26 protein-coding genes and 2 riboswitches are annotated in these 26185 nt (G+C 68.7%); of the genes, 3 read left to right on the top strand and 23 right to left on the bottom strand.

Annotated elements, in window-relative coordinates; all coding sequences use genetic code 11:
- Window positions 1–29: 29 nt before the first annotated feature.
- Complete coding sequence (locus AC1MBE_RS12940) at window positions 30–1103, bottom strand: lipid II:glycine glycyltransferase FemX (protein ID WP_479778822.1); 1074 nt, start codon at window positions 1101–1103, stop codon at window positions 30–32.
- A gap of 135 nt (window positions 1104–1238) precedes the next feature.
- On the opposite strand from AC1MBE_RS12940, the gene AC1MBE_RS12935 reads away from it, so the two are divergent.
- A complete protein-coding gene (locus AC1MBE_RS12935) occupies window positions 1239–1793 on the top strand; it encodes a TspO/MBR family protein (RefSeq protein ID WP_479778820.1) in 555 nt (184 codons plus the stop codon).
- Between the two features lie 9 nt (window positions 1794–1802).
- On the opposite strand, the gene AC1MBE_RS12930 is transcribed toward AC1MBE_RS12935, so the two are convergent.
- From AC1MBE_RS12930 to AC1MBE_RS12905, 6 genes are all read right to left on the bottom strand, one after another.
- Window positions 1803–3215: an L-serine ammonia-lyase gene (locus AC1MBE_RS12930; protein ID WP_479778818.1), complete on the bottom strand. Its 1413-nt coding sequence runs from the start codon at window positions 3213–3215 to the stop codon at window positions 1803–1805.
- 367 nt (window positions 3216–3582) lie between these two features.
- Window positions 3583–4911 (bottom strand): serine hydroxymethyltransferase, encoded by a 1329-nt coding sequence (gene glyA / locus AC1MBE_RS12925; protein WP_479778816.1) that lies wholly within the window; start codon window positions 4909–4911, stop codon window positions 3583–3585.
- The gene (gene gcvH, locus AC1MBE_RS12920) at window positions 4908–5291 is read right to left on the bottom strand and encodes a glycine cleavage system protein GcvH (protein WP_441425582.1); all 384 of its coding nucleotides are present in this window, start codon (window positions 5289–5291) and stop codon (window positions 4908–4910) included. Before gcvH ends, glyA begins: the two co-directional genes overlap by 4 nt.
- 494 nt (window positions 5292–5785) lie before the next feature.
- A complete protein-coding gene (gcvT, locus tag AC1MBE_RS12915; RefSeq protein ID WP_479778814.1) occupies window positions 5786–6934 on the bottom strand; it encodes a glycine cleavage system aminomethyltransferase GcvT in 1149 nt (382 codons plus the stop codon).
- A 12-nt stretch (window positions 6935–6946) separates the two neighbouring features.
- Window positions 6947–9847, bottom strand: coding sequence for an aminomethyl-transferring glycine dehydrogenase (gene gcvP / locus AC1MBE_RS12910; protein ID WP_479778812.1), 2901 nt, complete (start codon window positions 9845–9847; stop codon window positions 6947–6949).
- Window positions 9848–9886: 39 nt separating this feature from the next.
- Window positions 9887–10002, bottom strand: a riboswitch (glycine riboswitch).
- Window position 10003: 1 nt separating this feature from the next.
- A riboswitch (glycine riboswitch) is annotated at window positions 10004–10102 on the bottom strand.
- A 212-nt stretch (window positions 10103–10314) separates the two neighbouring features.
- Window positions 10315–10854 carry a TetR/AcrR family transcriptional regulator gene (locus tag AC1MBE_RS12905; protein ID WP_346960093.1) on the bottom strand — a complete coding sequence of 180 codons (540 nt, stop codon included), beginning with the start codon at window positions 10852–10854 and terminating at the stop codon, window positions 10315–10317.
- A 68-nt stretch (window positions 10855–10922) separates the two neighbouring features.
- Here AC1MBE_RS12905 and AC1MBE_RS12900 point away from each other — a divergent pair, with 68 nt between their 5' ends.
- A complete protein-coding gene (locus tag AC1MBE_RS12900; RefSeq protein ID WP_479778810.1) occupies window positions 10923–12491 on the top strand; it encodes an MFS transporter in 1569 nt (522 codons plus the stop codon).
- 9 nt (window positions 12492–12500) lie between these two features.
- On the opposite strand, the gene AC1MBE_RS12895 is transcribed toward AC1MBE_RS12900, so the two are convergent.
- From AC1MBE_RS12895 to AC1MBE_RS12880, 4 genes are all read right to left on the bottom strand, one after another.
- Entirely contained in the window at window positions 12501–12974 is a 474-nt protein-coding gene (locus AC1MBE_RS12895; RefSeq protein WP_479778808.1) for an SRPBCC family protein, read from the bottom strand.
- 10 nt (window positions 12975–12984) lie between these two features.
- Window positions 12985–13371, bottom strand: coding sequence for an ArsR/SmtB family transcription factor (locus AC1MBE_RS12890; RefSeq protein WP_479778806.1), 387 nt, complete (start codon window positions 13369–13371; stop codon window positions 12985–12987).
- Between the two features lie 110 nt (window positions 13372–13481).
- Complete coding sequence (locus AC1MBE_RS12885) at window positions 13482–13964, bottom strand: Dps family protein (RefSeq protein ID WP_441418241.1); 483 nt, start codon at window positions 13962–13964, stop codon at window positions 13482–13484.
- Between the two features lie 136 nt (window positions 13965–14100).
- The gene (locus AC1MBE_RS12880) at window positions 14101–14919 is read right to left on the bottom strand and encodes a sigma-70 family RNA polymerase sigma factor (protein ID WP_479778803.1); all 819 of its coding nucleotides are present in this window, start codon (window positions 14917–14919) and stop codon (window positions 14101–14103) included.
- Window positions 14920–15143: 224 nt separating this feature from the next.
- On the opposite strand from AC1MBE_RS12880, the gene AC1MBE_RS12875 reads away from it, so the two are divergent.
- A complete protein-coding gene (locus tag AC1MBE_RS12875) occupies window positions 15144–15659 on the top strand; it encodes a flagellar protein FlgN (protein WP_479778801.1) in 516 nt (171 codons plus the stop codon).
- 6 nt (window positions 15660–15665) lie between these two features.
- Here the strand turns inward: AC1MBE_RS12875 and AC1MBE_RS12870 are convergent, their stop codons facing one another.
- From AC1MBE_RS12870 to AC1MBE_RS12815, 12 genes are all read right to left on the bottom strand, one after another.
- Window positions 15666–15920, bottom strand: coding sequence for a carbon storage regulator (locus tag AC1MBE_RS12870; protein WP_346960086.1), 255 nt, complete (start codon window positions 15918–15920; stop codon window positions 15666–15668).
- Between the two features lie 9 nt (window positions 15921–15929).
- The gene (locus tag AC1MBE_RS12865; RefSeq protein WP_479778799.1) at window positions 15930–17138 is read right to left on the bottom strand and encodes a hypothetical protein; all 1209 of its coding nucleotides are present in this window, start codon (window positions 17136–17138) and stop codon (window positions 15930–15932) included.
- Complete coding sequence (locus AC1MBE_RS12860; RefSeq protein WP_479778797.1) at window positions 17116–19164, bottom strand: flagellar biosynthesis protein FlhA; 2049 nt, start codon at window positions 19162–19164, stop codon at window positions 17116–17118. Before AC1MBE_RS12860 ends, AC1MBE_RS12865 begins: the two co-directional genes overlap by 23 nt.
- A 37-nt stretch (window positions 19165–19201) precedes the next feature.
- Window positions 19202–20284, bottom strand: coding sequence for an EscU/YscU/HrcU family type III secretion system export apparatus switch protein (locus tag AC1MBE_RS12855; protein WP_479778795.1), 1083 nt, complete (start codon window positions 20282–20284; stop codon window positions 19202–19204).
- Window positions 20284–21042, bottom strand: coding sequence for a flagellar biosynthetic protein FliR (locus AC1MBE_RS12850; protein WP_346960082.1), 759 nt, complete (start codon window positions 21040–21042; stop codon window positions 20284–20286). Before AC1MBE_RS12850 ends, AC1MBE_RS12855 begins: the two co-directional genes overlap by 1 nt.
- A 1-nt stretch (window position 21043) precedes the next feature.
- Entirely contained in the window at window positions 21044–21319 is a 276-nt protein-coding gene (gene fliQ, locus AC1MBE_RS12845; protein ID WP_175321994.1) for a flagellar biosynthesis protein FliQ, read from the bottom strand.
- Window positions 21316–22164 (bottom strand): flagellar type III secretion system pore protein FliP, encoded by an 849-nt coding sequence (fliP, locus tag AC1MBE_RS12840; protein ID WP_479778793.1) that lies wholly within the window; start codon window positions 22162–22164, stop codon window positions 21316–21318. Before fliP ends, fliQ begins: the two co-directional genes overlap by 4 nt.
- A gap of 38 nt (window positions 22165–22202) precedes the next feature.
- Window positions 22203–22832, bottom strand: a complete 630-nt coding sequence (gene fliO, locus AC1MBE_RS12835) for a flagellar biosynthetic protein FliO (RefSeq protein WP_479778791.1) — start codon at window positions 22830–22832, stop codon at window positions 22203–22205.
- Window positions 22833–23561: a flagellar motor switch protein FliN gene (gene fliN / locus AC1MBE_RS12830; protein WP_346960079.1), complete on the bottom strand. Its 729-nt coding sequence runs from the start codon at window positions 23559–23561 to the stop codon at window positions 22833–22835.
- Entirely contained in the window at window positions 23558–24454 is an 897-nt protein-coding gene (locus AC1MBE_RS12825; RefSeq protein WP_479778789.1) for a flagellar motor switch protein FliM, read from the bottom strand. The genes fliN and AC1MBE_RS12825 overlap by 4 nt, the downstream gene beginning before the upstream one ends.
- 85 nt (window positions 24455–24539) lie before the next feature.
- Window positions 24540–25367: an OmpA/MotB family protein gene (locus AC1MBE_RS12820; RefSeq protein ID WP_479778787.1), complete on the bottom strand. Its 828-nt coding sequence runs from the start codon at window positions 25365–25367 to the stop codon at window positions 24540–24542.
- The gene (locus AC1MBE_RS12815; protein ID WP_479778785.1) at window positions 25364–26185 is read right to left on the bottom strand and encodes a motility protein A; all 822 of its coding nucleotides are present in this window, start codon (window positions 26183–26185) and stop codon (window positions 25364–25366) included. Before AC1MBE_RS12815 ends, AC1MBE_RS12820 begins: the two co-directional genes overlap by 4 nt.

Here is a 26185-nt window from a genome sequence, read left to right as displayed (position 1 = left end):
CGGCCTCCTCACTTCACCTTGCGGGCGGTCTAGTAGAACTGCTGGCCCGTGCGCCGCGTGTACAGCTGGCGCGCCACGCGCTCCCCGGCAGCCATCCAGGCCTTGTACTTCAGCGGGCTCAGGACCTGGTCGTAGCAGCCGACGAAGTCCGTGACGGTCTTGCTGAAGCTCGTCTTGAACAGGCCGAGGCCGTGGAAGGGGTTGGAGGTGTCCTTGAGCTGGTCGCTGGGCGGGGTGCCGCAGAAGTCGTATTCGGTGCAGCCGAGTTCCTTGAGCTGGTTGATGGCCGTCCACTGGACCAAGTGCGAGTCCCCGTACTGGCTGCGCTTTTGCAGCGAGCCGCCGTCCTTGTAGGTGCCCTTGCGTCCGTAGTTGATCACAAAGGCGCCGACGGAGGGCACACCGTTTTCGTAGACGAAGAGCAGCCGGCCCTGGCCGCGGTCCAGGAAGTTGGTCCAGAACTGGCGGTAGTACTCGTATTCGCGGACCCGGACCTGGGACTTGGCCTCCACGGTGGTGGTCATCAGCGCGTACATGGCCCGGAAGTTTTCTTCGGTCGGCTCCACGTTGTGGACTTCGACCCCCTCGCGGATGGCCCGCCGGACGGCGTTGCGGCCGCGGGAGTGGAGGTTGCGCAGCAGCTGGTTTTCCTGCGGCGAGATGTCCAGCAGCGCGGTGGAGTCGTTGGGCTGCAGGTTGTGGGTCTTGACCAGGCCCGCGCCTTCGATGACGCGGCGGGCGTCCTCGGACAGGACGATGTCGGGCTCGATCTTGATGGCAAAGACTCCCAGCCGGGCGCGCTTGACGAAGTCCGCGTTGGCCGCCGCGATGCCGGGGATATCCTCCACCGAGGCGACGTCCGGTCCCTTGATGAGGTACCAGAGTTTGCCGAGAACGGGAAGGGACTTTTCCAGGACGAGGTTGTAGCTCGAGTAATCAGCCGTCTCGTAGACCAGGTGGAGGGGCTTCCAGCCGAAGTGCTGTTTGACCTCAGCGAAGGCCTCGGATTGAAGCAGATTCCCGCCGTTGGGGTTCGCGGTGACGTGGGCGTCCCAGTTGGCGACCTCTTCGGCGGAGGCAAAGCGGGCAGTGAATTCTCGCAAGGGTGCGGTATCCAATCTTTGCGGAACGAGCTTCGGCGGCATGGCGAACATGCAACCTCAAGTCTATCCGGCGGCCAGGGCCTCAGGGTCCCGCGGCCCTGGGCCGGCCGCTGGCGCCGGGACTAGGCTGGAGGTATGCAAGCGCAGCCGGAACCGTCCGTCGTCCGCCCGCAATCCGGCCCGGGCGGTGCCGGGAAGCGCCGGCCCGGTGCCCAGGCGCTGGGCCTGCTGGTGTTGCTCGGCGCCTCGGCAGTGGTGGCCGCGCTCGGCGGACTGGCCAGCGCCAGCAATGTCGACGGCTGGTACGCAACGGCGGACAAGGCTCCTTGGTCCCCGCCGAATTGGCTCTTCGGTCCGGTCTGGAGCCTCCTATATACCGCGATGGCCGTGGCGGCGTGGCTGGTCTGGCGCCGCCGGGCGGATGGCAGCAGGGCCGCGCTCACCGCGTACGCCGTCCAGCTGGTGTTGAACCTGTTGTGGACTCCGGTGTTCTTCGGCCTGTACCCGGTGCTGGGTCCGGCTGCCCTCTGGATCGGCTTCGCCATCATCGCCGCGCTGGCCGTAGCCGTGGCGGTCACGGTGCTGCGGTTCGGCCCGATCAGCCGCCCGGCGGGGCTGCTGATGCTCCCCTACCTGTCCTGGGTCGTGTTCGCCTCGTCGTTGAATCTGTGGGCGGCACTGCACAACTGAGCCGGCGGATCAGCACTCCACCACGTTGACGGCGAGGCCGCCCATCGCGGTTTCCTTGTATTTGGAGCTCATGTCTCTGCCGGTCTCGCGCATGGTCACGATCACCTCGTCCAGGGAGACCCGGTGGGAGCCGTCGCCCCAGAGGGCCATCTTGGCGGCGTTGATGGCTTTGGCCGCGGCGATGGCGTTCCGTTCGATGCAGGGGATCTGCACGAGCCCGCCGATCGGGTCGCAGGTCAGGCCGAGGTTGTGCTCCATCGCGATCTCGGCGGCGTTCTCCACCTGCTGGGGTGTGCCGCCCATGACCTCGGCCAGCCCGGCGGCCGCCATTGACGACGCCGAGCCCACCTCGCCCTGGCAGCCGACCTCGGCGCCGGAAATGGAGGCCTGCTCCTTGTAGAGCACCCCAATGGCGCCGGCGGTCAGCAGGAACTTGACCACTACGTCGTCGCGGTCCTGCTGGGTGGCCTTGTCCATGCCGGGGGCGAAGTGCAACGCGTAGTAAAGCACCGCGGGGATGATCCCGGCGGCGCCGTTGGTGGGCGCGGTGACAACCCGGCCGCCGGAGGCGTTCTCCTCGTTCACCGCCAGCGCGATCAGGTTCACCCACTCCTGCCAGTATTTTGGGTCCCGGTAGTCCGGGTCCTGGCCGTGGTTTTCCTTCATGAGGCGTTCGTGCCAGTCGGGGGCCCGACGGCGGACCTTGAGGCCGCCGGGAAGCAGGCCTTCGCGTTTGAGGGAGGTTTCCACGCATTCGGCCATGACGGAGTAGATGTGCAGCAGCCCCTCGCGGATTTCCTCGTCACTGCGGGAGGCGCGCTCGTTGACCAGCATGATGTCGCCGATCGAGAGGCCCTTGGACTGGCAGCGGCCCAGCAGTTCAGCGGCCGTGCGGAACGGCAGCGGAAGTTCCTTCTTGGACTCGTCGAGTTCCTTCAGGGCCGCGTCCTCCTCGCCTTCGCGGACGATGAAACCGCCGCCGACGGAGAAGAACGTGGCGCTGTGCAGGACGGCGCCGTCGGCGCCGGAGACGGTGAACGTCATGCCGTTGGTGTGCCGGGGCAGGATCGTCAGCGGCCGGAGCACCATGTCCTTCACCCCGTAGGGCAGGGGCACCGCACCCGCCAGCTGGAGGGTGCCCGTCTGGGCAATCGCGGCCAGGCGGCCCTCGACTTCCTCCGGCAGGATCTTCTCCGGATGGTAGCCCTCAAGGCCGAGCAGGATGGCAGTCATGGTGCCGTGGCCGTGTCCGGTGGCGGCGAGCGAGCCATACAGGTCAACCCGCAGTGACGCGACCTGCTCCAGGTCCCCCGAGGCCTTGAGTTCCTCGGCAAACACCGCAGCAGCCCGCATCGGCCCCACGGTGTGCGAACTCGACGGACCTATTCCTATCGAGAACAGATCAAAGACGCCTACAGCCATTACTAAATCCTAACTAAAACACTGCGGTCGGTGGGAGGGCTGGGTTGGTGGTTGGGCGGGGCTCCTCCGCGTGCTCGGTCGACGCCGCCCGCTGAGCGGACGTCGCCCTCCCTTAGACGCACGCTTCCGGACCCCACCCAACCACCGTTCGCGAGTCACCAAGCGGCGGCGAGCAAGACCACGAGGGGCCAGCGCGACGCAGTTTTCGAAAGCGTGCGTCTAAGCGGGGGCCCACGCCGTCAGGGTTCCCTGGCCGAGCTTGCGAGGCTAGGGGGACGGTGGGGAGAACGAACGAGCACGCGTGAAAAGTCCGGCTCCGCCGGGCCCGGAGCCAACCCGAAAGAGATCGGATCCGGGAGAGCGGTCGTTAGCCGAGGTTAGCAACCGACGGGTAGAGCGGGTGGGCGGCGGCGAGGGCTTCGACCCGGGTGCGCAGTCCGGAGAGGTCCGCGCCGGCGTCGGCGGTCAACGCCTCGGCGACGATGTCCGCCACCTCGGCGAAGGCGGCTTCGCCGAAGCCGCGGGTGGCGAGCGCCGGGGTGCCGATCCGCAGGCCCGAGGTGACCATCGGCGGGCGCGGGTCGAACGGGACGGCGTTGCGGTTGACGGTGATGTCGATTTCCGCGAGGCGGTCCTCGGCTTCCTGCCCGTTCAGCTCGCAGTTGCGCAGGTCCACCAGGACCAGGTGCACGTCGGTGCCGCCGGAGATCACGTTGATTCCCTTGGCGGTGACGTCTGGCTGGACCAGGCGCTCGGCGAGGATCCGGGCGCCCGCGAGCACGCGTTCCTGGCGTTCCTTGAACTCGGGCGAGGCGGCAATCTTGAACGCCACGGCCTTGCCGGCGATGACGTGCTCCAGCGGTCCGCCCTGCTGGCCCGGGAACACGGCCGAGTTGATCTTCTTGGCGATGTCGGCGTCGTTCGAGAGGATGATGCCGCCGCGCGGACCGGCGAGGGTCTTGTGCGTGGTGGACGTGGTGACGTGCGCGTGCGGCACCGGCGAGGGGTGCAGCCCGGCGGCCACGAGCCCGGCGAAGTGGGCCATGTCCACCATCAGGTAGGCACCCACCGAGTCGGCGATCCGGCGGAATTCCGCGAAGTCGAGCTGGCGGGCGTACGCGGACCAACCGGCCACGATCAGCTGCGGCTTGTGCTCCTGGGCCAGACGCTCCACCTCGGCCATGTCGATCCGGTGGTCATCTTCCCGGACCTGGTACGGGATCACGTTGTACAGCCGGCCGGAGAAGTTGATCTTCATGCCGTGGGTCAGGTGGCCGCCGTGCGCCAGGTTCAGGCCCATGATGGTGTCGCCCGGGCGGATCAGGGCATGCATGACCGAGGCGTTGGCCTGGGCGCCGGAGTGCGGCTGGACGTTGGCATATTCGGCGCCGAACAAGGCCTTGACCCGGTCGATAGCGAGCTGTTCGACGACGTCGACGTGCTCGCAGCCGCCGTAATAGCGCTTGCCCGGGTAGCCCTCGGCGTACTTGTTGGTCAGCACCGAGCCCTGCGCCTGCATCACGGCCTTGGCGGTGTGGTTTTCCGAGGCAATCATTTCCAGGCCGTCGCGCTGGCGGGTGAGTTCGGCGTCGATCTTCGCGGCGATCTCCGGATCCAGCGCCGACAGCTCAGCGTCCAGGCTCGGGGAAACGACCTGCTCGAACACGGTCTCGGTCCCTGCCGCTGCGCCGCTCACAGTTCGCCGCCGTTCTTGGATGCGTAGTCCTGCGCGGAGAGCAGCGGGCCGTCGGATTCCGCGGCGACCTTGAAGAGCCAGCCAGCGCCGTACGGATCGCTGTTGATCAGCGCGGGGTCGTCGACGACGGCGGGGTTGATTTCGGTGACCTCGCCCGTCACCGGGGCGTACAGGTCAGAGACGGACTTGGTCGACTCAACCTCGCCGCAGGTCTCCCCCGCGGTCACCGCGGAACCGACCTCGGGCAGGTCAACGTAGACAATGTCGCCCAGCGCGTCGGTGGCCACGGCCGAGATACCGATCGACACAACGTTCCCGGCCTCGCGGGCAACCCACTCGTGCTCGTCGGAGTACTGCAGTTCAGGGGCAACTTTTGCCATGTGTTTTTCCTTTACGTTTGAAAAGTCGTGGGCTAAATCAATTGTGGCTGGGTTTCGCGGCGGAGTTCGCCATCCTCCGCGTGCTCGCTCGTACACCCCATCGTCTCCCTAACCTCGCAAGCTCGGTCAGGGAACCCTGACGATGGGGCACTCGCTTAGACGCACGCTTCCGGATGGCGCGCCCCCGCCGCTAATGGCCAGTTCAGTTCCGGAGGCCAACAGTTCTCCGGAAAGAAACATGGCCGTCGATTCTTCTAGGGTCGGGCCGCGGTAGGCGGTGCGGGCCCCAGCACCTTTGGCTTTCGAAGGCGTCTCCCAAGGTGATTGGAACCGGAGGTGAGCTGACCTTGAGGGGCCGGCTGGCCGCGGTTTTCGAAAGCGTGCGTCTAAGCGAGGGACGAGCGAGCACGCGTGAATACCGGGGCCCGCCGGTCCCGGAGTCGGGAACCGGCGGCCGGTCCCGGAGCCGGCGACGGCTCCGGGACCGACAAGGGCTACTTTTGGCGCTTGTAGAAAGGCAGTGCGACGACTTCGAACGGCTCGGTTTTGCCGCGCAGGTCGATGTCCAGGGCCGTGCCGGGTTCGGTGAACTCGACGTCGACGTAGGCCATGGCGACCGGGTAGCCCAGGGTGGGGCTGGGCTGTCCGGAAGTGACTTCGCCGACCGTGCTGCCGTCCTTCAGGACCGGGTAGTGGCCGCGGCCCGCGCGGCGGCCAAGGCCCTTGAGCCCGACGAGCTTGCGGCCGGTGGTGGTGCCAGCGCCGGCTTCCTTTTTGGCGGCCAGTGCCGCCTTGCCGACGAAGTCACCTTCCTTGGACAGCGCGACGACGGGGCCCAGCCCGGCGGCGAACGGGTCGCCTTCGAGGGAGAGCTCGTTGCCGTAGAGCGGCATGCCGGCCTCGAGCCGGAGCGAGTCCCGGGAGGCGAGGCCGGCGGGCGTCAGCTCGCCCTCCTCGGCGATGGCGATGAGCGCCTGCCAAAGGGCGGCGGCGTCGTCGTTGGATACGAAAATCTCAAAGCCGTCCTCACCGGTGTAGCCGGTGCGGGCCAGCAGCAGGTCCTGGCTGGCGCCACTGACCATAAACGGGACGTCGACGGCGGCGTAGTACTTCAGGCCGGTGACGAGCCCGTGCTGCGCGGCGGGGACCAGACGGAGCAGGATGGCCTCCGCCTTGGGGCCCTGGACCGCGACCAGCGAGGTCTCGGCGGAGGCATCCTGGACCGTGACGTCGAATTCAGCAGCCCGCTCGGCCAGTGCCGCGGCGACGACCTTGGCGTTGCCGGCGTTGGGGACCACGAGGAACTTCTCAGTGTTGTCGGCCCCCGCCGGGCGGCGGTAGGTGATGAGGTCGTCGATGATGCCGCCGTCCTCGTTGCAGATCAGCGAGTACTTGGCTTTGCCGACCGCCATGGCGGAGATCTTGCCCACCAGGGCGTAGTCCAGGAAGGCTGCGGCGTCCGGGCCGGTGACCCAGACTTCGCCCATGTGGGAGAGGTCGAACAGGCCCGCGGACTTGCGGACGGCGTGGTGTTCGGCGAGCTCGGAGCTGTACTTGAGCGGCATCTGCCAGCCGCCGAAGTCCGTGAAGGAGGCGCCGAGCTTCTTGTGCTCTTCGTACAGTGCCGTGTAGTTCTCAGTCATCGTTGGCTGTCCCTAGTCGTTGGAGGCGGAGGTGGCGGAGTGGTCTGCGGTGTCTTCTTCGAAGGCTTCGAGCGGAGGGCAGGAGCAGATCAGGTTGCGGTCGCCGGCGGCGCCGTCGATCCGGCCCACCGGCGGGAAGTACTTGTCCTGCTTGAGGGTGTGGACCGGGAAGACGGCCTGTTCGCGCGGGTAGCTGCGCTCCCAGGTGGTGCTGATCACGGCCGCTGCGGTGTGCGGGGCGTTGCGCAGCGGGCTGTGCTCCACGCTGAAGTCGCCGTGCGCCACCTGGTCGATCTCGGCGCGGATGGCGATCATGGCGGTGATGAACCGGTCGATTTCGCCGAGGTCCTCGGATTCGGTGGGTTCGACCATCAGGGTGCCGGCCACCGGGAACGCCAGGGTGGGGGCGTGGAAGCCGTAGTCGATCAGGCGCTTGGCCACGTCCTCGGCCGTGACCCCGGTCTTGGCGGTGAGTTCGCGCAGGTCCAGGATGCACTCGTGTGCCACCAGGCCGCCCTCGCCGGTGTAGAGCACCGGGAAGTAGTCGTTGAGGCGGGCCGCGATGTAGTTGGCCGCGAGCAGGGCCGACTTGGTGGCCTCGGTCAGGCCCTGCCCGCCCATCAGCTTCACGTAGGCCCAGGAGATCGGCAGCACGCCGGCCGAGCCGTAGCGGGAGGCGGAGATCGGGGTGCCCTCGGCGCCGTTGGCCGGGTCAGCCGCGTTGCCGGGCATGAACGGCGCCAGGTGCGCCTTGGCCGCGACCGGCCCGACGCCGGGTCCGCCGCCGCCGTGCGGGATGCAGAAGGTCTTGTGCAGGTTCAGGTGCGAGACGTCGCCGCCGAACTGGCCCGGCTGGGCCAGGCCGACGAGGGCGTTGAGGTTGGCGCCGTCAATGTAGACCTGGCCGCCGGCGGCATGGATGGCGTCGCAGACCTCGCGGACGTCGGCGTCGTACACCCCGTGTGTGGAGGGGTAGGTGATCATGATGCAGGACAGGGCGTCCCGGTGCTGCTCGATCTTGGCGGTGAGGTCGGCGTGGTCGATCGTGCCGTCGGAGGCGGTGGCGACGACGACGACCTTCATGCCGGCCAGCACGGCCGAGGCGGCGTTGGTGCCGTGCGCGGAGGCCGGAATGAGGCAGACGTTGCGCTGGTCGTCGCCGCGGGAGAGGTGGTAGCCGCGGATGGCGAGCAGGCCGGCCAGCTCGCCCTGGGAGCCGGCGTTCGGCTGGATGGAGACCTGGTCGTAGCCCGTGATCTCGGTCAGCTGGGCTTCGAGGTCCTCGATCAGTTCGCGCCAGCCGGCGGTCTGGGATTCGGGGGCGAAGGGGTGGATGGAGGCGAACTCCGGCCAGGAGATGGCTTCCATCTCGGCCGTGGCGTTCAGCTTCATGGTGCACGAGCCCAGCGGGATCATGGTGCGGTCCAGGGCGAGGTCGCGGTCCGAGAGGCGGCGGATGTAACGCAGCAGCTGGGTCTCGGAGCGGTGGGTGTTGAAGACCGGGTGCTGGAGGTAGTCGGAGGTGCGCTCGACGGCGGCGTCCAGGCCGAAGCCGGCGTCTGCGTCTGCGACGCTGGCGCCGAAGGCGGCGACGACGTCGGCGACGTGTCTCCCCGTCGTCGCCTCATCGGCGGAGATGCCGACGGTGTCGGCGTCGATGGCGCGCAGGTTGATGCCCTTGGCCTCCGCGGCGGCGATGATGTCCGCGGCCTTGCCGGGCACGGACACGGTCACGGTGTCGAAGAAGGAGCTGTGCAGCACTTCGAGGCCGGCGGCCTTGAGCGAGGCGGCGATGGTCAGGGCGTGGCCGTGGGTGGTCTCGGCAATGGCTTTCAGCCCGTCCGGGCCGTGGTAGACGGCGTAGAAGGAGGCGACGATGGCCAGCAGCGCCTGCGCGGTGCAGATGTTGGAGGTGGCCTTCTCGCGGCGGATGTGCTGTTCGCGGGTCTGCAGGGCCAGGCGGTAGGCGGGGACGCCGGCGTTGTCCTTGGAAACGCCGACCAGGCGGCCGGGCATGGAGCGTTCGAGGCCCTTCTGGACGGCCATGTACGCGGCGTGCGGGCCGCCGAAGAACAGCGGCACGCCGAAGCGCTGCGCGGAGCCGACGGCGATGTCCGCGCCCTGCTCGCCCGGGGAGGTGATCAGGGTCAGGGACAGCAGGTCCGCGGCGACGGTGACGAGCGCGCCGCGTTCCTTGGCGGCGGCGATCACGGCGGAGTGGTCGAAGACGCGGCCGGAGGCGCCGGGCTGCTGCAGCACGACGCCGTTGATGACGCCCTCGGGCAGGCCCTTGGACAGGTCGGCGACCTCCACCTCGAAACCGAGGGCCTCGGCGCGGCCCTTGACGATCGCGATGGTCTGCGGGAGGCAGTCGGCGTCGAGGACGGTCTTGCCGTCGTGCGCCGTCTTGTTCTTGTTGGCCCGGCGCATCATCAGCACAGCCTCGGCGACGGCGGTGGCTTCGTCCAGCAGCGAGGCGTTGGCGATCGGCAGCCCGACCAGGTCCTGGACCATGGTCTGGAAGTTCAGCAGCGCCTCGAGCCGGCCCTGCGAGATTTCCGGCTGGTACGGGGTGTAGGCGGTGTACCAGGCCGGGGCCTCGAGGATGTTGCGGCGGATCACGGCCGGGGTGACGGTGTCGTAGTAACCCTGGCCGATCATCTGCACGGCGGTCTTGTTTTTCGACGCCAGCCTGCGCAGTGCGGCAAGGACCTCAACCTCGCTGAGGGCCGCCCCGAGCGCAAGATCGGAGTCCTGCCGGATGTCCTTCGGGACGGCGGTATCCACCAGAGCGTCGACGGTGTCGTAGCCGACGGCCTTCAGCATGGTGTCGACGTCGGCCTGGCGGCGGGCGCCGATGTGCCGGTCAACGAAGGACGTGGAGGCTGAGGTAACAGTCACAAGGAACTCCATAACTAAGGCGGCGCAGGGTACGCCACATTGATTCGGGTTCCTCCCCGCTCTGTATTGGACCTGAGAGTTTCCGCGCAGCCGCTTTCGCGAGGCTCCGCTTGCACCGTCGGTGAGCACGGCATGTTGGAGGACATGCCTGCTGCTTTCCAGAGTTGCCTTGCCGCGGCGGTACATGGGCCTGAGAGATTCCTGGGGAGGGTTTGCTCCTACGGCGCCTGCTTGTACCTACTTGCAGGACTCTCCCGCCGCAGATCAAAGGCTTATTCAATTGCTCGTGACCGTAGTCACAGCCTCTATTGTCCTATGGCGGACGCGCGTCCGCAAACTCCCTACCCCGGCCGGCGCGAACGTTAACGGACGCTCCCGCACCTCCGGCGTCAATTTCCCCAACGCTCCCGCACGTCCTGCCGGAGCGTCACGTACAAACCCGCCATATCTGCGGGAGCGTACTTTGGTGGGGCAGCCCCTCAGCCGCGCAGCCGTTCGACGGCGGCCAGCAGGCTCTCCACGTCACCGGCCACATCCGGAGCTGCTCCGCCGGGCCCGCGGGCCAGCATGGCGTTGAAGTACAGCCCGTCGCCCATATAAAGCACGGGCTTGGCCATAGCCGGGCCCACGTCGGCCGCGAGCAGCGCCAGCCAGCTCTCCTGGACACCGGCCATCCGCCTCAGGGTCTCGGCGTGCGCCACTTCGGCCAGCCGGGTGGCGGCCACGAACACCCTGTCCAGCGGCGTATCGGCCCACACCGAGGACTTGATGAAATACGCCGCGGCCCCTTCCGGCGCGGCGGCCATGGCCTCTAGGTCTTCTGCGAGGAGCCTGTCCAGGCGCTCCAGCAGCACCGAGATCATCGCGTCCTTGGTGGGGAAGTGGTAAAGCAGGCCGCCCTTGGAGACGCCTGCCGTCCGGGCCACCGCATCCAGCGTCGCGGCACGCTCACCCTCCGTGATGAGCAGGGACTCGAAGGCATCCAGGACGGCTTCGCGGGCGACGGGTTTTCTGGCCATGACTCCCATCATGCCCGTCCGGACCGGCATTTCTTAACTATACCGTCCAGACGGTACAGTTAACTTCCATGAGCACCACGTCCATGTCCGCTGCCGTTCACCCCGCCCCGGCCCCACGCGCACCCTGGCGCGACTGGGTGGCGCTGTCCCTGCTGATGTTCCCGGTGCTGCTCGTGGCCGTGGACAACACCGCCCTCACCTTTGCCCTGCCCGCCATCGCCCGCAGCCTGGATGCCACCGGGGTGGAGCTGCTGTGGATTGTCGATGCCTATCCGCTGGTCCTGGCCGGCCTCCTGGTGGCGATGGGCAGCTTGGGCGACCGGATCGGCCGCCGGCGGCTGCTGTTCGTTGGCAGCGCCGGCTTCGCGGCCGTCTCCGCGGTAACGGCCTTTGCGCCCGGCGCGGAGTGGCTGATCGCGGGCCGGGCCGGGCTGGGGTTCTTCGGTGCCATGCTGATGCCGTCCACGCTGTCCTTGATCCGCAATATCTTCCCGGAGCCCAACCGGCGGCGGCTTGCGGTGGCGATCTGGGCCGCGGGCTTCTCCGGCGGCGCCGCACTCGGCCCGATCGTCGGCGGTTGGCTCGTCGAACACCTCTGGTGGGGCGCGGTCCTATTGGTCGCGGTGCCGATCATCGCTCCGCTGCTGGTCCTGGGCCCCGCGCTGATCCCGGAATCCCGGGACCCCAACCCGGGCCCTGTGGACGTGCCGAGCATCGTCCTGTCCCTACTGGCCATGGTGCCGGCGGTCTATGGCATCAAGATCCTCGCCACCGACGGCGTGGCACCGGAACCGCTCGCCGCCCTCGGCACCGGGCTGCTGATGGGCTTCGCCTTCGTCCGCCGCCAGCGCCGGCTGGCCGCCTCGACCTCGGCCACTCCCCTGCTGGACCTCAGCCTCTTTGGCAACTCGGTGTTCAGCACCGCGATCACCGCCAACGTCCTGGCCCTGTTTTCCTATAACGGCTTCATCCTGTTCCTCGCCCAGCACCTGCAGCTGCTTGAGGGCCAGTCCCCGTCCGAGTCCGGAGTGGCCATGGTCCCGGCACTGGTCGCCACCGTCGCGGCCGGGCTGCTCGTGGTCCCACTGGTGCGCCGGATCCGGCCCGGCTTTGTGGTGGCGGGCGGGCTGCTGCTGAGCGCGGCCGGTTACGCCCTGGTGGCCCTGGCCGACCACAGTGCCTGGCCCGGCATGCTGCTGGCTGCCCTGCTGGTGCTCTGCCTGGGCGTCGGCGCGGCCGAGACCATCTCCAACGACCTGATCCTGGGGGCAGCTCCCGCGGCGAAGTCGGGCGCGGCGGCCGCCATTTCGGAAACCGGCTACGAGGTCGGCTCCCTGCTGGGCACTGCCATCCTCGGCTCCATCCTGACCGCCTCCTACCAGCGCAACCTCCTGCTGCCCGACGGCGTTGCCGGGGCGGCGCCGTCGGAAGCCGCGGCCCAGGCCGGCGAGACCCTGGCGGGGGCCGCCGAGCTGGCCCATGCCCTGCCTGGCCCGCTGGCAGAGGCCGTGATGGCCGCCGCCCGCGCGGCGTTCGACTCCGGCGTCCACATCACCGCCGCGATCGCGCTGGTGCTGATGGCCGGCGCCGCGGTGCTTGCCGGCGTCGTCCTGCGCAAAGTGCCGACGGCGAATTAGGCGCCGGCGTCAGCCCGCCTCGACGGCGGCCTTCAGCGCGTCCAGCAGGCCGGCGGTGCCTTCCTCGCGCCCGGCCACCTGCTCGGCGTCGCTCGCTGCCGTCCCGGTGAAGAACGCGCCCTGCTCGGTCAGGGTCAGGACGGTGCCGTCGCCGTCGGGCTCCAGTTCGATGGTGCTGAGCGACACGGACATGCGCCGACCGTCGAGGAGCATTTCGTAGCTGTAGACGATCCGTTCGTTCTCGACGATGTCGTGGTAGATGGAATGCATGGTCGAGACCCAGCTGCCCACCGGGCCGCCGACGTCGGTCTCGCGGCCGCCCTCGCGGAAGTCGAGGCTGGATTCGCCCTGGTACCACTCCGGCGGGCCGCCGAACCATTTTTTCTTGCTGGCGTGGTCGGCAAACGCTGCGAAGACGCGGGCCGGCGGCGCGTTCAGGCGGCGTTCCAGGCTGAAGCTTGCGTGCGTAACGGGGACACTCATGACGGACTCCTTATGGCTCATGGCGGAAGGGCTCAGTGCGGACGCTGGGATCCAGGAAGTGCTCCAGCCGGTCAAGGCGGCGCTCCTCCGTTGTCCGGCGCAGGCCCAGCCAGTCCTCGGTGCCCCGGACCGCGGCAGGGACAATGCTGCAGCTGCGCACCCTGCCGATCTTCTCGCTGCGGATCAGGCCGCTGGCTTCCAGGACCTGGAGATGCTGGACAATGCCGGGCAGGCTGATCTGAAACGGCTCCGCCAGCTGGGAGACCGTGGCCGGCCCCTCGCACAGGTGGACCACGATGGCCCGGCGGGTGGGGTCCGCGAGGGCGTGGAAGACGCCGTCGAGCTCGCGCTCCTTGTCCTCCCGCTCTCCGTCCGGACCGCCCTGATTGTTAAGCACATACTTAAGTATTGCGCAGGGGCAGAGGCTGTCAAGGGGTTAAAGACAAGCGTCCGACGCCGGGAGGGAACCCGGCGCCGGACGCTTGGAAGGCGCGTGGAAGGTGGCGCCTACTTCTTGGTGTCCGGTGTGGTGACGCTGGCGGTGGCACGCATGGTTTCGGCATTCACCATCCAGGCGTACTGCTCCAGCTTGGCGATAAAGGCGTGCAGCAGGTCGGCGGTGGTGGGGTCTTCCTCGTCCACCTCGTCGTGCACCTTGCGCATGGTGCCGACGGCGGCCTCAAGCGCCGCGACGATCTTGTCGATCGCATCCTTGGTGTTGATCAGGCCGGTCGGGAATTCGGCGAGCGCGGTGGTCTTGGAAACGGTGGAGCTGCGGCCGTCCGGCAGTGCGTGGAGGGCGCGCATCCGCTCGGCCAGATCGTCGGCAAAGCCGCGGGCAGCCTCGATGATCTCATCCAGCTGCAGGTGAAGGTCGCGGAAGTTCGTGCCCACGATGTTCCAATGGGCCTGCTTGCCCTGGACGTGGAGCTCGATCAGGTCCACGAGAACGGCCTGCAGGTTGCTCGTCAGGGTGGGTGTTGCTTTCATGCATCCTCCTTGGTAGGAACGGCTGGTCCGGCGTTATGCCTCAGACGCTACCCCAGGGAGCAGACGGCACGCGATGGCCGCGGCGGAATTTCACGATCAGCTTACTAAGTGAGCTTACTAACGGTGCGGCGCGTCGTCAGACGGCCTGGTTCAGCATCGGGCCCTGCTGGAAGATGGCCCGGGTGATGCCGCCGGCCGTGGCCTCGGAGAGCTGGGCGAGGTAGTCGTTCCGGCGGCGCGGCGTGATCCGGGACTGCGGCTCGAAGCCCTGGTCCGGGTCGTCCGCGTAGTGGGCGGTCAGGCCGTCGCGCATGAGGCGGATCGCCTCGGCGCGCTGCTGCGACACCGCCGCGTGCGTGGAGCCCAGCTCGGCTGCCAGGTCCTTGACGGTCCGGTCGCCGAAGTAGATCTCCTCGACCACGTAGCGCATCCGTTCCGGCAGGGACTTCACGGCCGCGCGGAGGTACTGGAGCCGTTCGTCCGCAAGCACGGAGTGCTCAGGGGTCAGGGTCTCCGCAGCGAGCGTGTCGACGACGGCGTCGTCCAGCGGCGTGAGGGTGCGGGACGCGTCGGCGAGGGCCGCTTCCACGACGCTTTGCTGGACGCCGAGCGCGGAGGCGATCTCGTCGACCGAGGGGGTGCGCCCGAGGGCCGCGGCCAGGGTTTCCTGGACGGACATGGTCTCTTTGATCCGGCGGCGCGCGGAGCGGGTGGCCCAGTCGCTGGCGCGCATCTCGTCGGCGAACGCGCCAAGGATGCGGCGGCGGGCGAAGGCTCCGAAGGGTACGCCAAGGGCCGGGTCGAAGGAATCGGCCGAGGTAATCAGGGCCACGGCACCAGCCGACGCCAGGTCATCGCGCGAGAGGTGGGACGCCTTCGAGCACAAATCTGAGACGAGATAGCCAACCAGCGGAAGGTGCTGGGTGACCATCTCGTTGCGTTCCACGCGATTCAATAGTGTGTCCCCCCATGAGACGGATCAGGAGCTTTAAAACCCTGAGAGCCGCACCCGCAAACAGTCCCGCACTCCCCCCATGGGAGGCGGTGTTCGAAGCCCGGGCGCAGCACCCAGAACGAAACCTATCACCTGATCCGGAATCTGCGTGTACCCTCAGGGAAAAGCTTGGCGGAAAATGCGGAAAGCCGTAATTTGGCCGGGATGGCAGGGGAATGGGGCCCATGGGTGCAGGGGATCTTTCGGCGGCGCTGTGGCAGGAACGGCGGCAGTTGGAGCTGCTCCTGTTCCGGCTGGAAACCCAGCGGCTGCACGCGGCCGCCGGCAACACCCACTGGCTGCCCTTTACCGCCTCCGAGGTGGAAGGCGTGCTGGACCGTCTGCGTTTTGAGGCGCTGGCCCGGAATGTCGAGTCCGCGGCGGTGGCGGCCGAATGGGGCCTGCCGGCGCAGGCAACACTGGTTGAACTGATAGCCGCCGCACCGCCGGGTTCCTGGCCCACCGTCCTGCAGGAGCACCTGGACGGCCTGCGCGCCTTGATGGGCCGCCTCGGCGAGGCCGCCCGCACCAACGAGGCAACGCTCCGGGGCCTGCAACGGCCCGAAGCGTCAAACGACCCGGCCGGGGTGCTCGAGCAGTTGACGCTGGCGGGAAACATTGAGCGTGCCCTCGCCATTACGCGCCGCGCCACCCAGCCGATGATGGCCCAGTACCTCGGCGACGACGCCAATTCGCACTAAGCGGGCTCAGTCGCTGGCGGGCGCCGGCGGCATCAGCCCGCGCAGCGCATCCTCGGTGCCGGAACCGGCGTCGGCGCCTGCTTCCGCTGCCGCAAGATTCGCCGCGGCGATGGCCTCGATGACTTCCCGGCGCTGGATCGAGACGCCGCGGGGCGCCTCGATGCCGATCCGGACGCCGTCGCCGCGGCCCTCCAGAACAGTGATGACGATGCCGTCGCCGATCATGATCTGTTCGCCCGGTTTGCGTGTGAGTACCAGCATTCTCTCAATCTACCCTTCGCGGCCGGGCGCTGCGGCCCACGGGGCCGGCCGGGTCGCCGCCCGTCCGTCAATCCAGCCCACTGGCAGGCCCAGGGCGTCCACGCTTTCGGGGGTCGCGGTGTCCGCTGCTCCCACGACGGCGACCGCGGCCACCTCAAGCCGGGCCCTGAGCTGGCCCACCCAGCGGACGGTGTCTTCGTGCTTGCGGCCGGCGTCCACCACCACCCAGAGCTGGTCCGGGGAGAGGGCCGCGATCGCCTGCAGCCGGGCCAAGGTGTTGCGGCCCTTGCCCAAACCGAAGGCGGCCAGCACCGTCTGTTCGGTCTCCACCGCGTGGGCGCGGGCCGCCGTCGCGCTCTGGCGCCCGTCCAGGTGCAGGTGGCCGTAGGCGCTCAGCTCCCCCGCCGTGCGCACGTCCGCGCCCCCGGCGGCGATCGACATGGCCAGGGCCGTGTCCAGCGCGTCATCCCCTAGACCGACTAGCACCACCAGGTCCCCGGTACCGCGCAGCGGGACCGGGATCCGCTCGCGCGCCGGTACGGCCGCCCGCACGGACGACGGCGGCGCCGCCTGGCTGCGGTCCGGCGCGGGGCGTTCCCCCATGCTGCCGGCCGGACGCACCGGAGCGTCCGGTTCAGCCTGTCCCCCGCCGGCCGCCGGCGTCCGGAGCCCGGAGCCGAGCTGGTCCAGCAGTTCGGCGAAGCCCGGCGATTCGGTCGAGAGGCCGGGGGCGCCGGCGGCGCCGGAGCGGTGCAGCGTCCGTTCGGCGGCGTCGGCCTCCGCCAGCAGGGCGGCGATCGCGTCGCCCTGCAGCGCATGGCCGGGCGCAGCGGAGACGCGGGAACCGCCCGGCGTTGGCTGCGGCCGCGGCCGCGGCGCATCCTGCGCTGTGTTTCGGGGCGCGTTCTTGGCCGGGTTGCCTGCCGGGTGCGGCGGTGCGGCGGCCGGCGTAGCAGCGCGGGGCGCGGCGGCGCGCGGCTCCACGATCTCGCCTTCGGTGAGGATGTCGGCCTCCGGCACCACCTCGCCGGTGACGACGTCGTGCTTGGGCTGGACCTCGACGACGGCCTCGTAACGGTTCCCGGCGAAGAGCCCGGCGATCCCGGGGCTGATGACGCGTTCGGCGGAAACGATCCGGGCCGACGGGCCGTACTGGGCTTCGGCCTTGCTGCGGATTTCCTCCAGCGAGGCTCCCTTAAGCCGATAGCGGTTCGGCATGGCGCACGACTCCTACGGTTTCGATCCGGACGTTGGCGGAGGTGACTTCGCGGTAGGACAGCACCGGGACGGACCCCGGTTGCCCCCCGAGGAGCCGGTGGATGGCCGGGCGCAGTGCCGGGGCGCAGACCAGGACGGCCTGCCGGTTCGCGGCGGCCGCGGAGTCCACCGCGTTGCCCACCGAGCGGAGCACGGCGTCGAGCCGGTCCTGTCCCATCACGATCTGGCTGCCGCCCTCGGCCGGGCGCATGTCCTCCAGCATGGATTGCTCCAGCAGCGGGTCGATCATGATCACGTTCAGCACCGGGCCGTCCATGAACTTGGCGGTCAGCGCCGGGCCGAGGGACTGGCGTGCCGCTTCCACGAGCGATTCCGGGTCCGTGGACACCCGCGCCCGGAGGGTGAGCGCCTCGTAGATGCGGGCCAGGTCGTTGATGGGGACTTGTTCGTCGAGCAGGCCCTGGAGCACGCGCTGCAGCTCGGCGAGCGAGAGCAGCGCGGGGGTGAGCTCGTCCACGGCGGAGGGGCTCTGCTTGCGGACCCCCTCGGTCAGTACCCGGACGTCCTCGCGGGACAGCAGCCGGGCGGCGTTGGCCGTGACGATCGAGGACAGGTGCGTGACCAGCACCGACACGCGGTCGATCACGGTGGCGCCGGTCATCTCGGCGTTGTGGCGCATTTCGGCCGGAATCCATTTCCCGGCGAGCCCGAAGACCGGTTCGATCATGGCCACGCCCGGCAGCGTATCCAGCGAGTCGCCGAGGGCCAGCATCTGTCCGCCCGGAGCGGTGCCGCGGCCGGCCTCCACGCCGGCGATCCGGATCGCGTAGGTGGCCGGCGGCAGGTCCACGCTGTCCCGGGTGCGGACCGGCGGGATGACCAGGCCCAGTTCCATGGCGATCTTGTGCCGCAGCGACCGGACCCGGGCCAGCAGGTCGTCGGAGGCGCCCGAGACCATGTCCACCAGGTCCGGAGCCAGCAGGATCTCCACGGGGTGGATACGCATGTCCTCGAGCAGCTTCTCGTTCGGGTCAAGCTCCGGGGAGTTAAGGGCTGCGGCCTCGGCATCGCGGGCCTGTTCGGCCTGCTGCTGGCTGGCCGCGGTGCGGCGCGAGGCCAGGATCAGCCCGGCCCCGACCAGGACGAACGGGAGGGGCGGCATGCCGGGGATCAGCGCCATGGCGAGGGCGGCGACGCCGGCGATCATCAGGGCGTTGGGCGACTGCAGCAGCTGGGTGGACGCCGTCCGGCCCATATCCGCCTCCGCATTGGAGCGGGTCACGATCATGCCGGTGGAGACGGCCATCAGCAGCGCCGGGATCTGGGTGACGAGCCCGTCGCCCATGGTCAGCAGGCCGTAGGTGTTGAGGGCGTCGCCGATTTCCATGCCCCGCTGCAGCATGCCGATGGCGATGCCGCCGATGAAGTTGATGATGATAATGATGATGCCGGCGATCGCGTCGCCCTTGACGAACTTCGAGGCGCCGTCCATGGCGCCGTAGAAGTCGGCCTCGGCGGAGACCTCGGCGCGCCGCTCCCGGGCCTGGGTGTCGGTGATCAGGCCGCCGTTCAGGTCGGCGTCGATCGCCATCTGTTTGCCGGGCATGGCGTCCAGGGTGAAGCGGGCGCCCACTTCGGCGACGCGTTCCGCGCCCTTGGTGACGACGACGAACTGGATGACCACCAGGATCAGGAACACCACGGCGCCGATGATCATGGAACCGCCCACGGTCACCTTGCCGAACGCCTCAATGACCTGGCCGGCGTAGCCGTTGCCCAGGACCAGTCGGGTGGAGGCGACGTTGAGGCCCAGCCGGAACAGCGTGGCCACCAGCAGCAGCGAGGGGAAGACGGAGAAGTCCAGCGGCTTCTTGACGAACATGCTGGTGAGTAGGACCAGCAGCGCCAGCAGGATGTTGCAGACGATCAGGAAATCCAGCAGCGGTGCGGGCACCGGAACCACCAGCAGCAGCACGATGCCCACGATGCCGATCGGCACCGCCAGCCGGGCGAGCCTGTTGTTCATGATGCGGTCCTTTCACAGACGCTGGTTCGAGAAGTGTTCACAGTGCGGCCCCCGCCATCCGGTGCAGCCCGGCGCCGGCGCCGCGGGCCTTGAGCGACATCACGAAGGCCAGGACACCGGCCACCGCGTGGTAGAAATCCACCGGGATCTCCTGCCCCAGCTCGCAGGCGCCGTGCAGCGCCCGGGCCAGCGGGATGTCCTGGACCATCGGCACGTTCTTGTCCTCGGCTTCCTGCCGGATCCGTGCCGCGACGTGGCCGGCGCCCTTGGCCACCACCCGGGGGGCGGACTTTCCGGGTTCGTACTTCAGCGCGACGGCGACGTGTGTGGGGTTGACGAGGACGACGTCGGCGTCGCCGATCGCCGCGATCATGCGGTTCCGGCTCATCGCCAACTGCCGGGCGCGGCGCTGGGAACGGATCAGCGGATCGCCCTCGCTGCTCTTGTTTTCGTCCTGGACTTCCTTTTTGGACATCCGGGTTTTCTTCCGGTTCCGGCGCATCACGACGAAGAAGTCCACGGCCGCGAGGGCGATGCCGGCAAAGACGGCGAACTGGACCAGGGAGGAGATGCCGCCGCCGGCCGCGGCCACGACGCCGGAGACCGGGAGGCCGCCGGCGGTGAGCAGCACCGGGATGAGCCCCTGCACCACGGAATAGAGCACCAGGCCGACGACGCTCGCCTTCAGCAGCGCCTTGACCCCGCCCCAGAGCGCCTGGGTGCCGAAGATGCGCTTCAGCCCGCTGAGCAGCTTGAAGTTCTCGAAGTCCACGCGGAACTTCTTCAGGTGGATCCCGCCCTGCAGTGCCGAGCCGACGAGGACGACGATGAGCACCACGATCAGCATGGGACCGAGGATTCCGGCCAGCGAACCGAGGCCGTCCTCGAGCGCCTTCACGGCCTTCGCCGGATCCGGGTCAGCCATCACGCCCCGGACGCTGAAGACCTGGTCGGTGGCGGCGTTCGCTCCGCGTTCCACCGTGGCCGGGATCATCACGGCGGCGGCGCCGACCGCCAGCCAGGCCGTGAGGTCCTGAGAGCGGGAGAGCTGGCCCTTGGAGCGGATCTCCCGCATGCGTTTGTCGGTGGCTTGTTCGGTTTTCTCCTGTGAATCCGACATCAGCCCACCCCCAGCACGGTCTTGGCGGCCTGCCCGGCCAGGGTGGAGACGATTCTGGGCAGCGCGAGGAAGAGGAACCCTGCCAGAGCGAGGGTCAGCATGATCTTGAGCGGGAAGCCCAGCGAGAAGGCGTTCAGTGCCGGGGCCACCCGGGTCAGCAGGCCGAGCCCGACGTCGGCCAGGAACAGCACCACCAGCAGCGGCCCGGCGATCTGGACGGCGGCGAGGAACATGCCTGTGACGGCGGAGGTCATGGCCTGGACGGGCTGGGCCAGGTCGAGGCCGCCGGCCAGCGGCAGCGCGGTGAAGCTCCCGGTCAGGCCCCCGATGACGAGCTGGTAGCCGTCCGAGGAAAAGAGCAGGGCGAGCGCCGCCATCTGCAGCAGCCGGGTGAACTGGGCGCCGTTGACCATCATCTGCGGGTCGAAGGCCTGGGCCATCTGGAAACCGCTGAAGAGGTCGATCAGGCTGCCGGCGGACTGGACCGCGGCGAAGACCAGCATGACCAGGAAACCCAGGACCAGGCCGGTGACCAGTTCCAGCACCACACCGGTGAAGAACCCGGCCGTGTCCCGGGCGGTGTAACCGGCGGACAGCCGCTGCGTGACGGCCAGGCCAAGGCCCACGCCCAGCATCGCCTTGATCCGCCCGGGGAAGGCCTGGTGCGCGAACGGCGGCGCCACGACCAGGAATGCCGTCATCCGGACGGTGGCCAGCAGGAGCACCTCCAGCCACGTCTGGTCGATCGGGATGCCCACCTCACAGGCCTCCGAGCAGGGAGGGGATCTTGGCGAAGAGGTCATTGGTGAACGCGACCATTTCCGAGATCATCCAGTGCCCGCAGATCAGCAGGGCCACCGCCACGGCGGCCAGTTTGGGCACGAAGGAGAGGGTGGCTTCCTGGAGCTGGGTGATGGACTGGAGCAGGGAAATCGCCAAGCCCACCACCAGTGCCGTCACCAGCACCGGGGCCGAGAGCTTGGCGGCCACGATCATGGCCTGGAGGCAGATGTCCAGGACGGCGTTGGCGTTCATCCGGTGCCCGCGTAGCTCTGGATCAGCGAGGTGATGATCAGGCCCCAGCCGTCCACCAGGATGAAGAGCAGGATCTTGAAAGGCAGCGAGATCATGACCGGCGGGAGCATCATCATGCCCATCGACATCAGGGCCGCGGAGACAACGAGGTCGATCACGAGGAACGGGATGAAGATGACGAAGCCGATGATGAACGCCGCGCGGAGCTCGGAAATCATGAACGCCGGGATGAGCGTCTGCAGCGGCACGGCTTCCGGGGTGGCCGGGTTCTCCATACCGGCGGCGCGGGTCATCAGCGCGATGTCTTCCTCGCGGGTGTGCGCCAGCATAAAGTGCTGCAGCGGTCCCGAACCGGCGCTGAGGGCGCCGTTGAAGTCGAGCGTGCCGTTGAGGTAGGGCTGCACCCCGATGGTGTTCATCTCGTTGATGACCGGCCACATAACGAAAATCGAGAGGAACAGGGCCAGGCCGGCCAGCACCTGGTTGGGCGGGATGGACGGCAGCGAGAGCGCGTTGCGGGTCATCGCCAGCACCACGAAGATCTTCGTGAACGAGGTCATCATCAGCAGCAGCGCGGGCGCCACGGACAGCAGCGTGATCCCGATCAGGGTCAGGACCGCAGTGGAGGGTTTCCCGTCCATGCCGTTGATCTCAATGTTGACGCTGCCGTTGTCCGGGCTGGCCGGCGGGGTTGGCGGAACCGGCGGGACGGGGGCGGGGGCGGTGGCGTGGCCGGCGGAAGCGTTGAGCCAGAGCAGCAGGAAAGCGAACAGCACGGCGGCAAGGCCGAGCGCCAGGATCCTGAGGGGCCGGCTGGCGCCGGTGTTGGTGCGGTTTGTGCTCATTGTCGGGGCGGGGGCAGGGCGGGCGGTGGCAGGGCGGATCAATTGCGGCGTCCGCTCCTGAGAGCGGCAGCGGCCTGCTTCCAGGTGGAACCGGCCAGGATCGACCCGTGCAGAATTGACCCGTGCAGCGGCGGGTGCGCCGCGGATGCGGCCATGGTGCCGCGCCCCGGTGAGGTCCGGGTGTGGGAGTCGCGGTGGATGGAGCTGCGGCGGGACAGCGGCCGCTCCGGGGTGCCCGGCTCGGCGCCGGCTGCGGTGGCCGGCTGGGCGGACGAACCGGCGTCGGGGGCCACGGCGTCGGGCCGGGGTGCAGCGGGAGAGGCCCCAACGGGAACACCGGCGCTGGCGAGGATCTGGGCGAAGGCGCCGACCGCGCCGCCGCGGCGGGGCTCCGGAACGGGAGCCTCCGCGGGCTCTTCCGGGATCTCGCCGGTGTGCAGGACGTTGACGGCGTGGTCGGTGACGCCGAGCAGGAAGCGCTGCCCGCCGGCGTCGACCACCACCACGGAGGCCCGCTGGCCGACGCTTTGGCGGCTGACGACGCTCAGGGCGGCGTCAGCCCGGCGTCGTCCCGTGCCTTTGCCGAGACGGCGCTGCAGCAACCAGATCAGGCCCAGCACCGCGCCCAGGGCTACGGCTACCCGCAGCCCGAGGATCAGCGAGTCCATTCAGCTAAGCCCCTCGGCCACGTCGAGGATCCGGGTGATCCGAACGGCGTAGTCCTGGTCCAGCACCACAACCTCGCCGTGGGCGATCAGCCGGCCGTTGAGCAGGACGTCCGCCGGGGCGCCCGCCGAGCGGTCCAGTTCGATGATTTTGCCCGGTTCGAGCGAGAGCACGTCGCGGACGGACATGCGGGTGCGGCCGATCTCCACGGTCAGGGCCATTTCAATGTTGTTGATGCGCCCCAGCCGGCCGGCCACCGTGTCGCCGCCGCCAAAGACGTCGCCGGAGCGGTCCTGGCCGGTGCCGTGTTCGCGCAGCCGGACGGCGAACCAGGCCGCGGGGCTGGTGCCGTCGGAGAGTTCGAAGACGGCGGTGTCCGGGTCCGAGAGCAGCCCGGACGCGTCGGATTCGCGCAGGTCGGACAGCACACCGGCGCCGAAGACGGAGCTGGCGCTTTCCATCGCCGGGCGCAGCACATCGGTCACGGAGACGACGCCGAGCTGGCCGCCGGCCATGCCGCCGGCAGCTTCGTCCAGGAAAGTGCGGTCGCTGAGCATCAGGGCCAGATCCGCGGTCACGGAGCCGACGAAGGTCGCCGTGACTGCCTGGCGGGCGTAGGAAGCCGCGGCACGGGACGGGACCAGCGCCACGACCTTCAGGGCTACCGGGCTGGGCAGCTCCTCAACGAGCCGTTCCGCCGACGATTCATGCTTGGTCAGGGTGATGCTCATTGGTTGTTCTCCTCGATTGTGACAATGACGGCAGCGGCCCGGGACCCGTTGCGGGCCGGGGCGGCGGTGGCCAGCCTCGTGCCGTCCAGGGTGAGGTCGAACGGCCGGTTTTCCTGGTGCGGCAGGGTCAGGACGTCCCCGACCGCGAGGCCCAGCACCTGGCTGGGGGTGACGTACGACGTCGAGAGCCGCACCGAGAGCTCCACCGGGACCCGCTCCAGCTGCGAGCTGATCCGGGCGGCGGCGTCGCCGCGGTTGTCGGTCGGGTTGGCCTTCTTCAGCCGGCCCAGCAGGATCCCGGCCGGTACGGCCAGCGTGGCGGGGGCGCTGATGTTGCCGACGTTGATCGTGAAGGCGGCGACAATCATCAGTTCACTCGGCGCTGCGGCCTGGGCGAACTGGGAGTTGTACTGGACCGTGTCCACCCGGATGGCTTCGCTCAGCAGCGGCCCGAGCGAGTACCCGAGGTCCTCAAGGGCCTCGTCCATCAGTCCCTTGACCAGGGCCTGTTCGATCTGGGTGAATTTCCGGTCCGGCATGGCGGAGTCGTTCGAGGCACCAAGCATCCGGTTGATCCAGCCCAGGGCCGAGGGGGCCGGGAACTGCACCACCAGCTTGGAATCGTGCGCTTCGATGGTGCACAGGACCATCGCGGTCACGGCCGGCAGCGAGGCGGCGTACTCGTCGTAGCTCTGCATCCGGACGTCTTCAAGCCGCACCACGGATTTCACGCGGACCTTGGCGGTCAGCTGGGTTCCCCACTGGCGGGCGAAGGTTTCGAAGGCGAGTTCCAGGACCCGGCTGTGCTCACGCGCCAGCGTCGCGGGACGCCGGAAGTCATAGACGCTGACGGTCCGCTCCCGTACCACTTCCCGCTCATCCAGAACACTCACGGTTGCCACTATCGGCAGCGGATCCGCCGTCGTAAGCAGTAGGGGGCAGGCAGTTCCTGACGACTTCCCGACGGCGGCGGCCGGCCTACTTCTGGCTCAGCTTCAGCGCCTTCGGGATGAGGGCGCGGACGACGTCGGGCTTGTCCGAGATCACCACGATGTCCACCCTGCGGTTGCGCTCCATGAGCGCCGGCGTCGAATCGTCGTTGACCTGCCGGGCGGATCCGAAGGCCACGGCACCGATCAGTTTCTGCGGTATTCCGCCGCGGTCCACCATGTGGCGCAGCACGTTGACGGCCCGCGCCGAGGACAGTTCCCACGTGGAGGGGTACGCCGTGATGCCCTTCGCTGCGTGGCCCTCCACCATGATTTCCAGGGCCGCGGTGCGGAGGATCGGGGAGATGATCTCCAGCACGCGGGACGCCCGGGCCGTCAGTTCGGGACGGTCGGGGGCGAAGAAGGCCTGCGAGCCGACCAGCTTGACCGTCAGCCCGCGCTGGTCGATCTGGAACTCGACGTTCTGGCTCAACCCCGCGGCGGCAAGCCCGGCCTTCATCTTCTGCTCCAGGGCCCTCAGCCGGTCGACCTCTTTCTTGGCCGCAGCGAGGGCCTGGTCCGGGGCCGTTTTGTCGTCCGACTGGACGGCGGCAAAGGCCTCGAGGTCCTTGTCGACAAATTCCGGCGGGACCACGGTGCCGGAGGCGGTGTCCACGGTCTCCGAGGCCACCGCACCAAAGCCCGTGGCGAGCGAGTTGCGCAGCTTCTCGAACTTGTTCGCATCGACCGTGGACATGGCGTAGAGGACGATGAAGAGGCACATGAGCACCGTGACCATGTCCATGTAGGAAGCCATCCAGCGCTCGTCGACGTGGTGCGCTTCGGGTTTTCTGCGGGGCCGCCGGCGCCCGCTCACGCGGCCGTGTCCATCGACTCCGCACGGTCGTCCCCGCCGGGTGCCTTGCGGCCCTTGTCGGCGCTTTTAAGCTGGTGCTCGGGGACCATGGAGCGGAGCCGTTCGGCCAGCAGCAGCGGCTGGGCGCCGGACTGCACGGCGAGCATTCCCTCCATCACGAGGGTCATGCGTTCGATGTCCAGCTCGGAGAGCCGGGCCAGGCGCGAGCTAAACGGCAGCCAGATGAAGTTGGCGGAGAGCAGGCCCCACAGGGTTGCGACGAACGCGGCGGCGATCATGTGCCCCAGCTCGTCCGGCTTGGAGAGGTTTTCCAGGACGTGGGTCAGGGAGACCACGGTTCCGACGATCCCTACGGTGGGGGCGTAGCCGCCGAGGCTGGCGAAGAACTTCGACGAGGCGTGGTCGCTGCGGGACTTCGTGTCGATCTCGTCCTCCATCTGCATTCGGAGGTCCTCGGCGTCGGTGCCGTCGGCGATGTTCTGCAGGGCACGGGCCAGGAACGGATCCTTGACGCTCGCCGCTTCCTCCTCGAGGGAGAGCAGGCCCTCGGCGCGCGCCTTTTCCGCGAAGCGGACCATCTGGTCGATGCTTTCCTGCGGCTTTGACGTCTTTCCGACGAACATTGCCGGCACGGATTTGAAGGCCTGGATGACGTCCTTGAGGGTGTTGCCGGCCAGCCCGATCGCCAGGGTGGCTCCGAAGACCAGGATCAGGGGCCCGGGCAGCAGCAGGGCGGTGATGCTGCCGCCTTCAATGAGCACCATGGCGATGACGGAGCCAAAGGCGAGGAGGAGTCCGACGGCTGTTGCGGGATCCAT

This window comes from Arthrobacter sp. BG5 (genome assembly GCF_056680155.1).
Note: the sequence above shows the minus strand (reverse complement) of the source record. Positions and strands in the feature narration are given on the sequence as shown.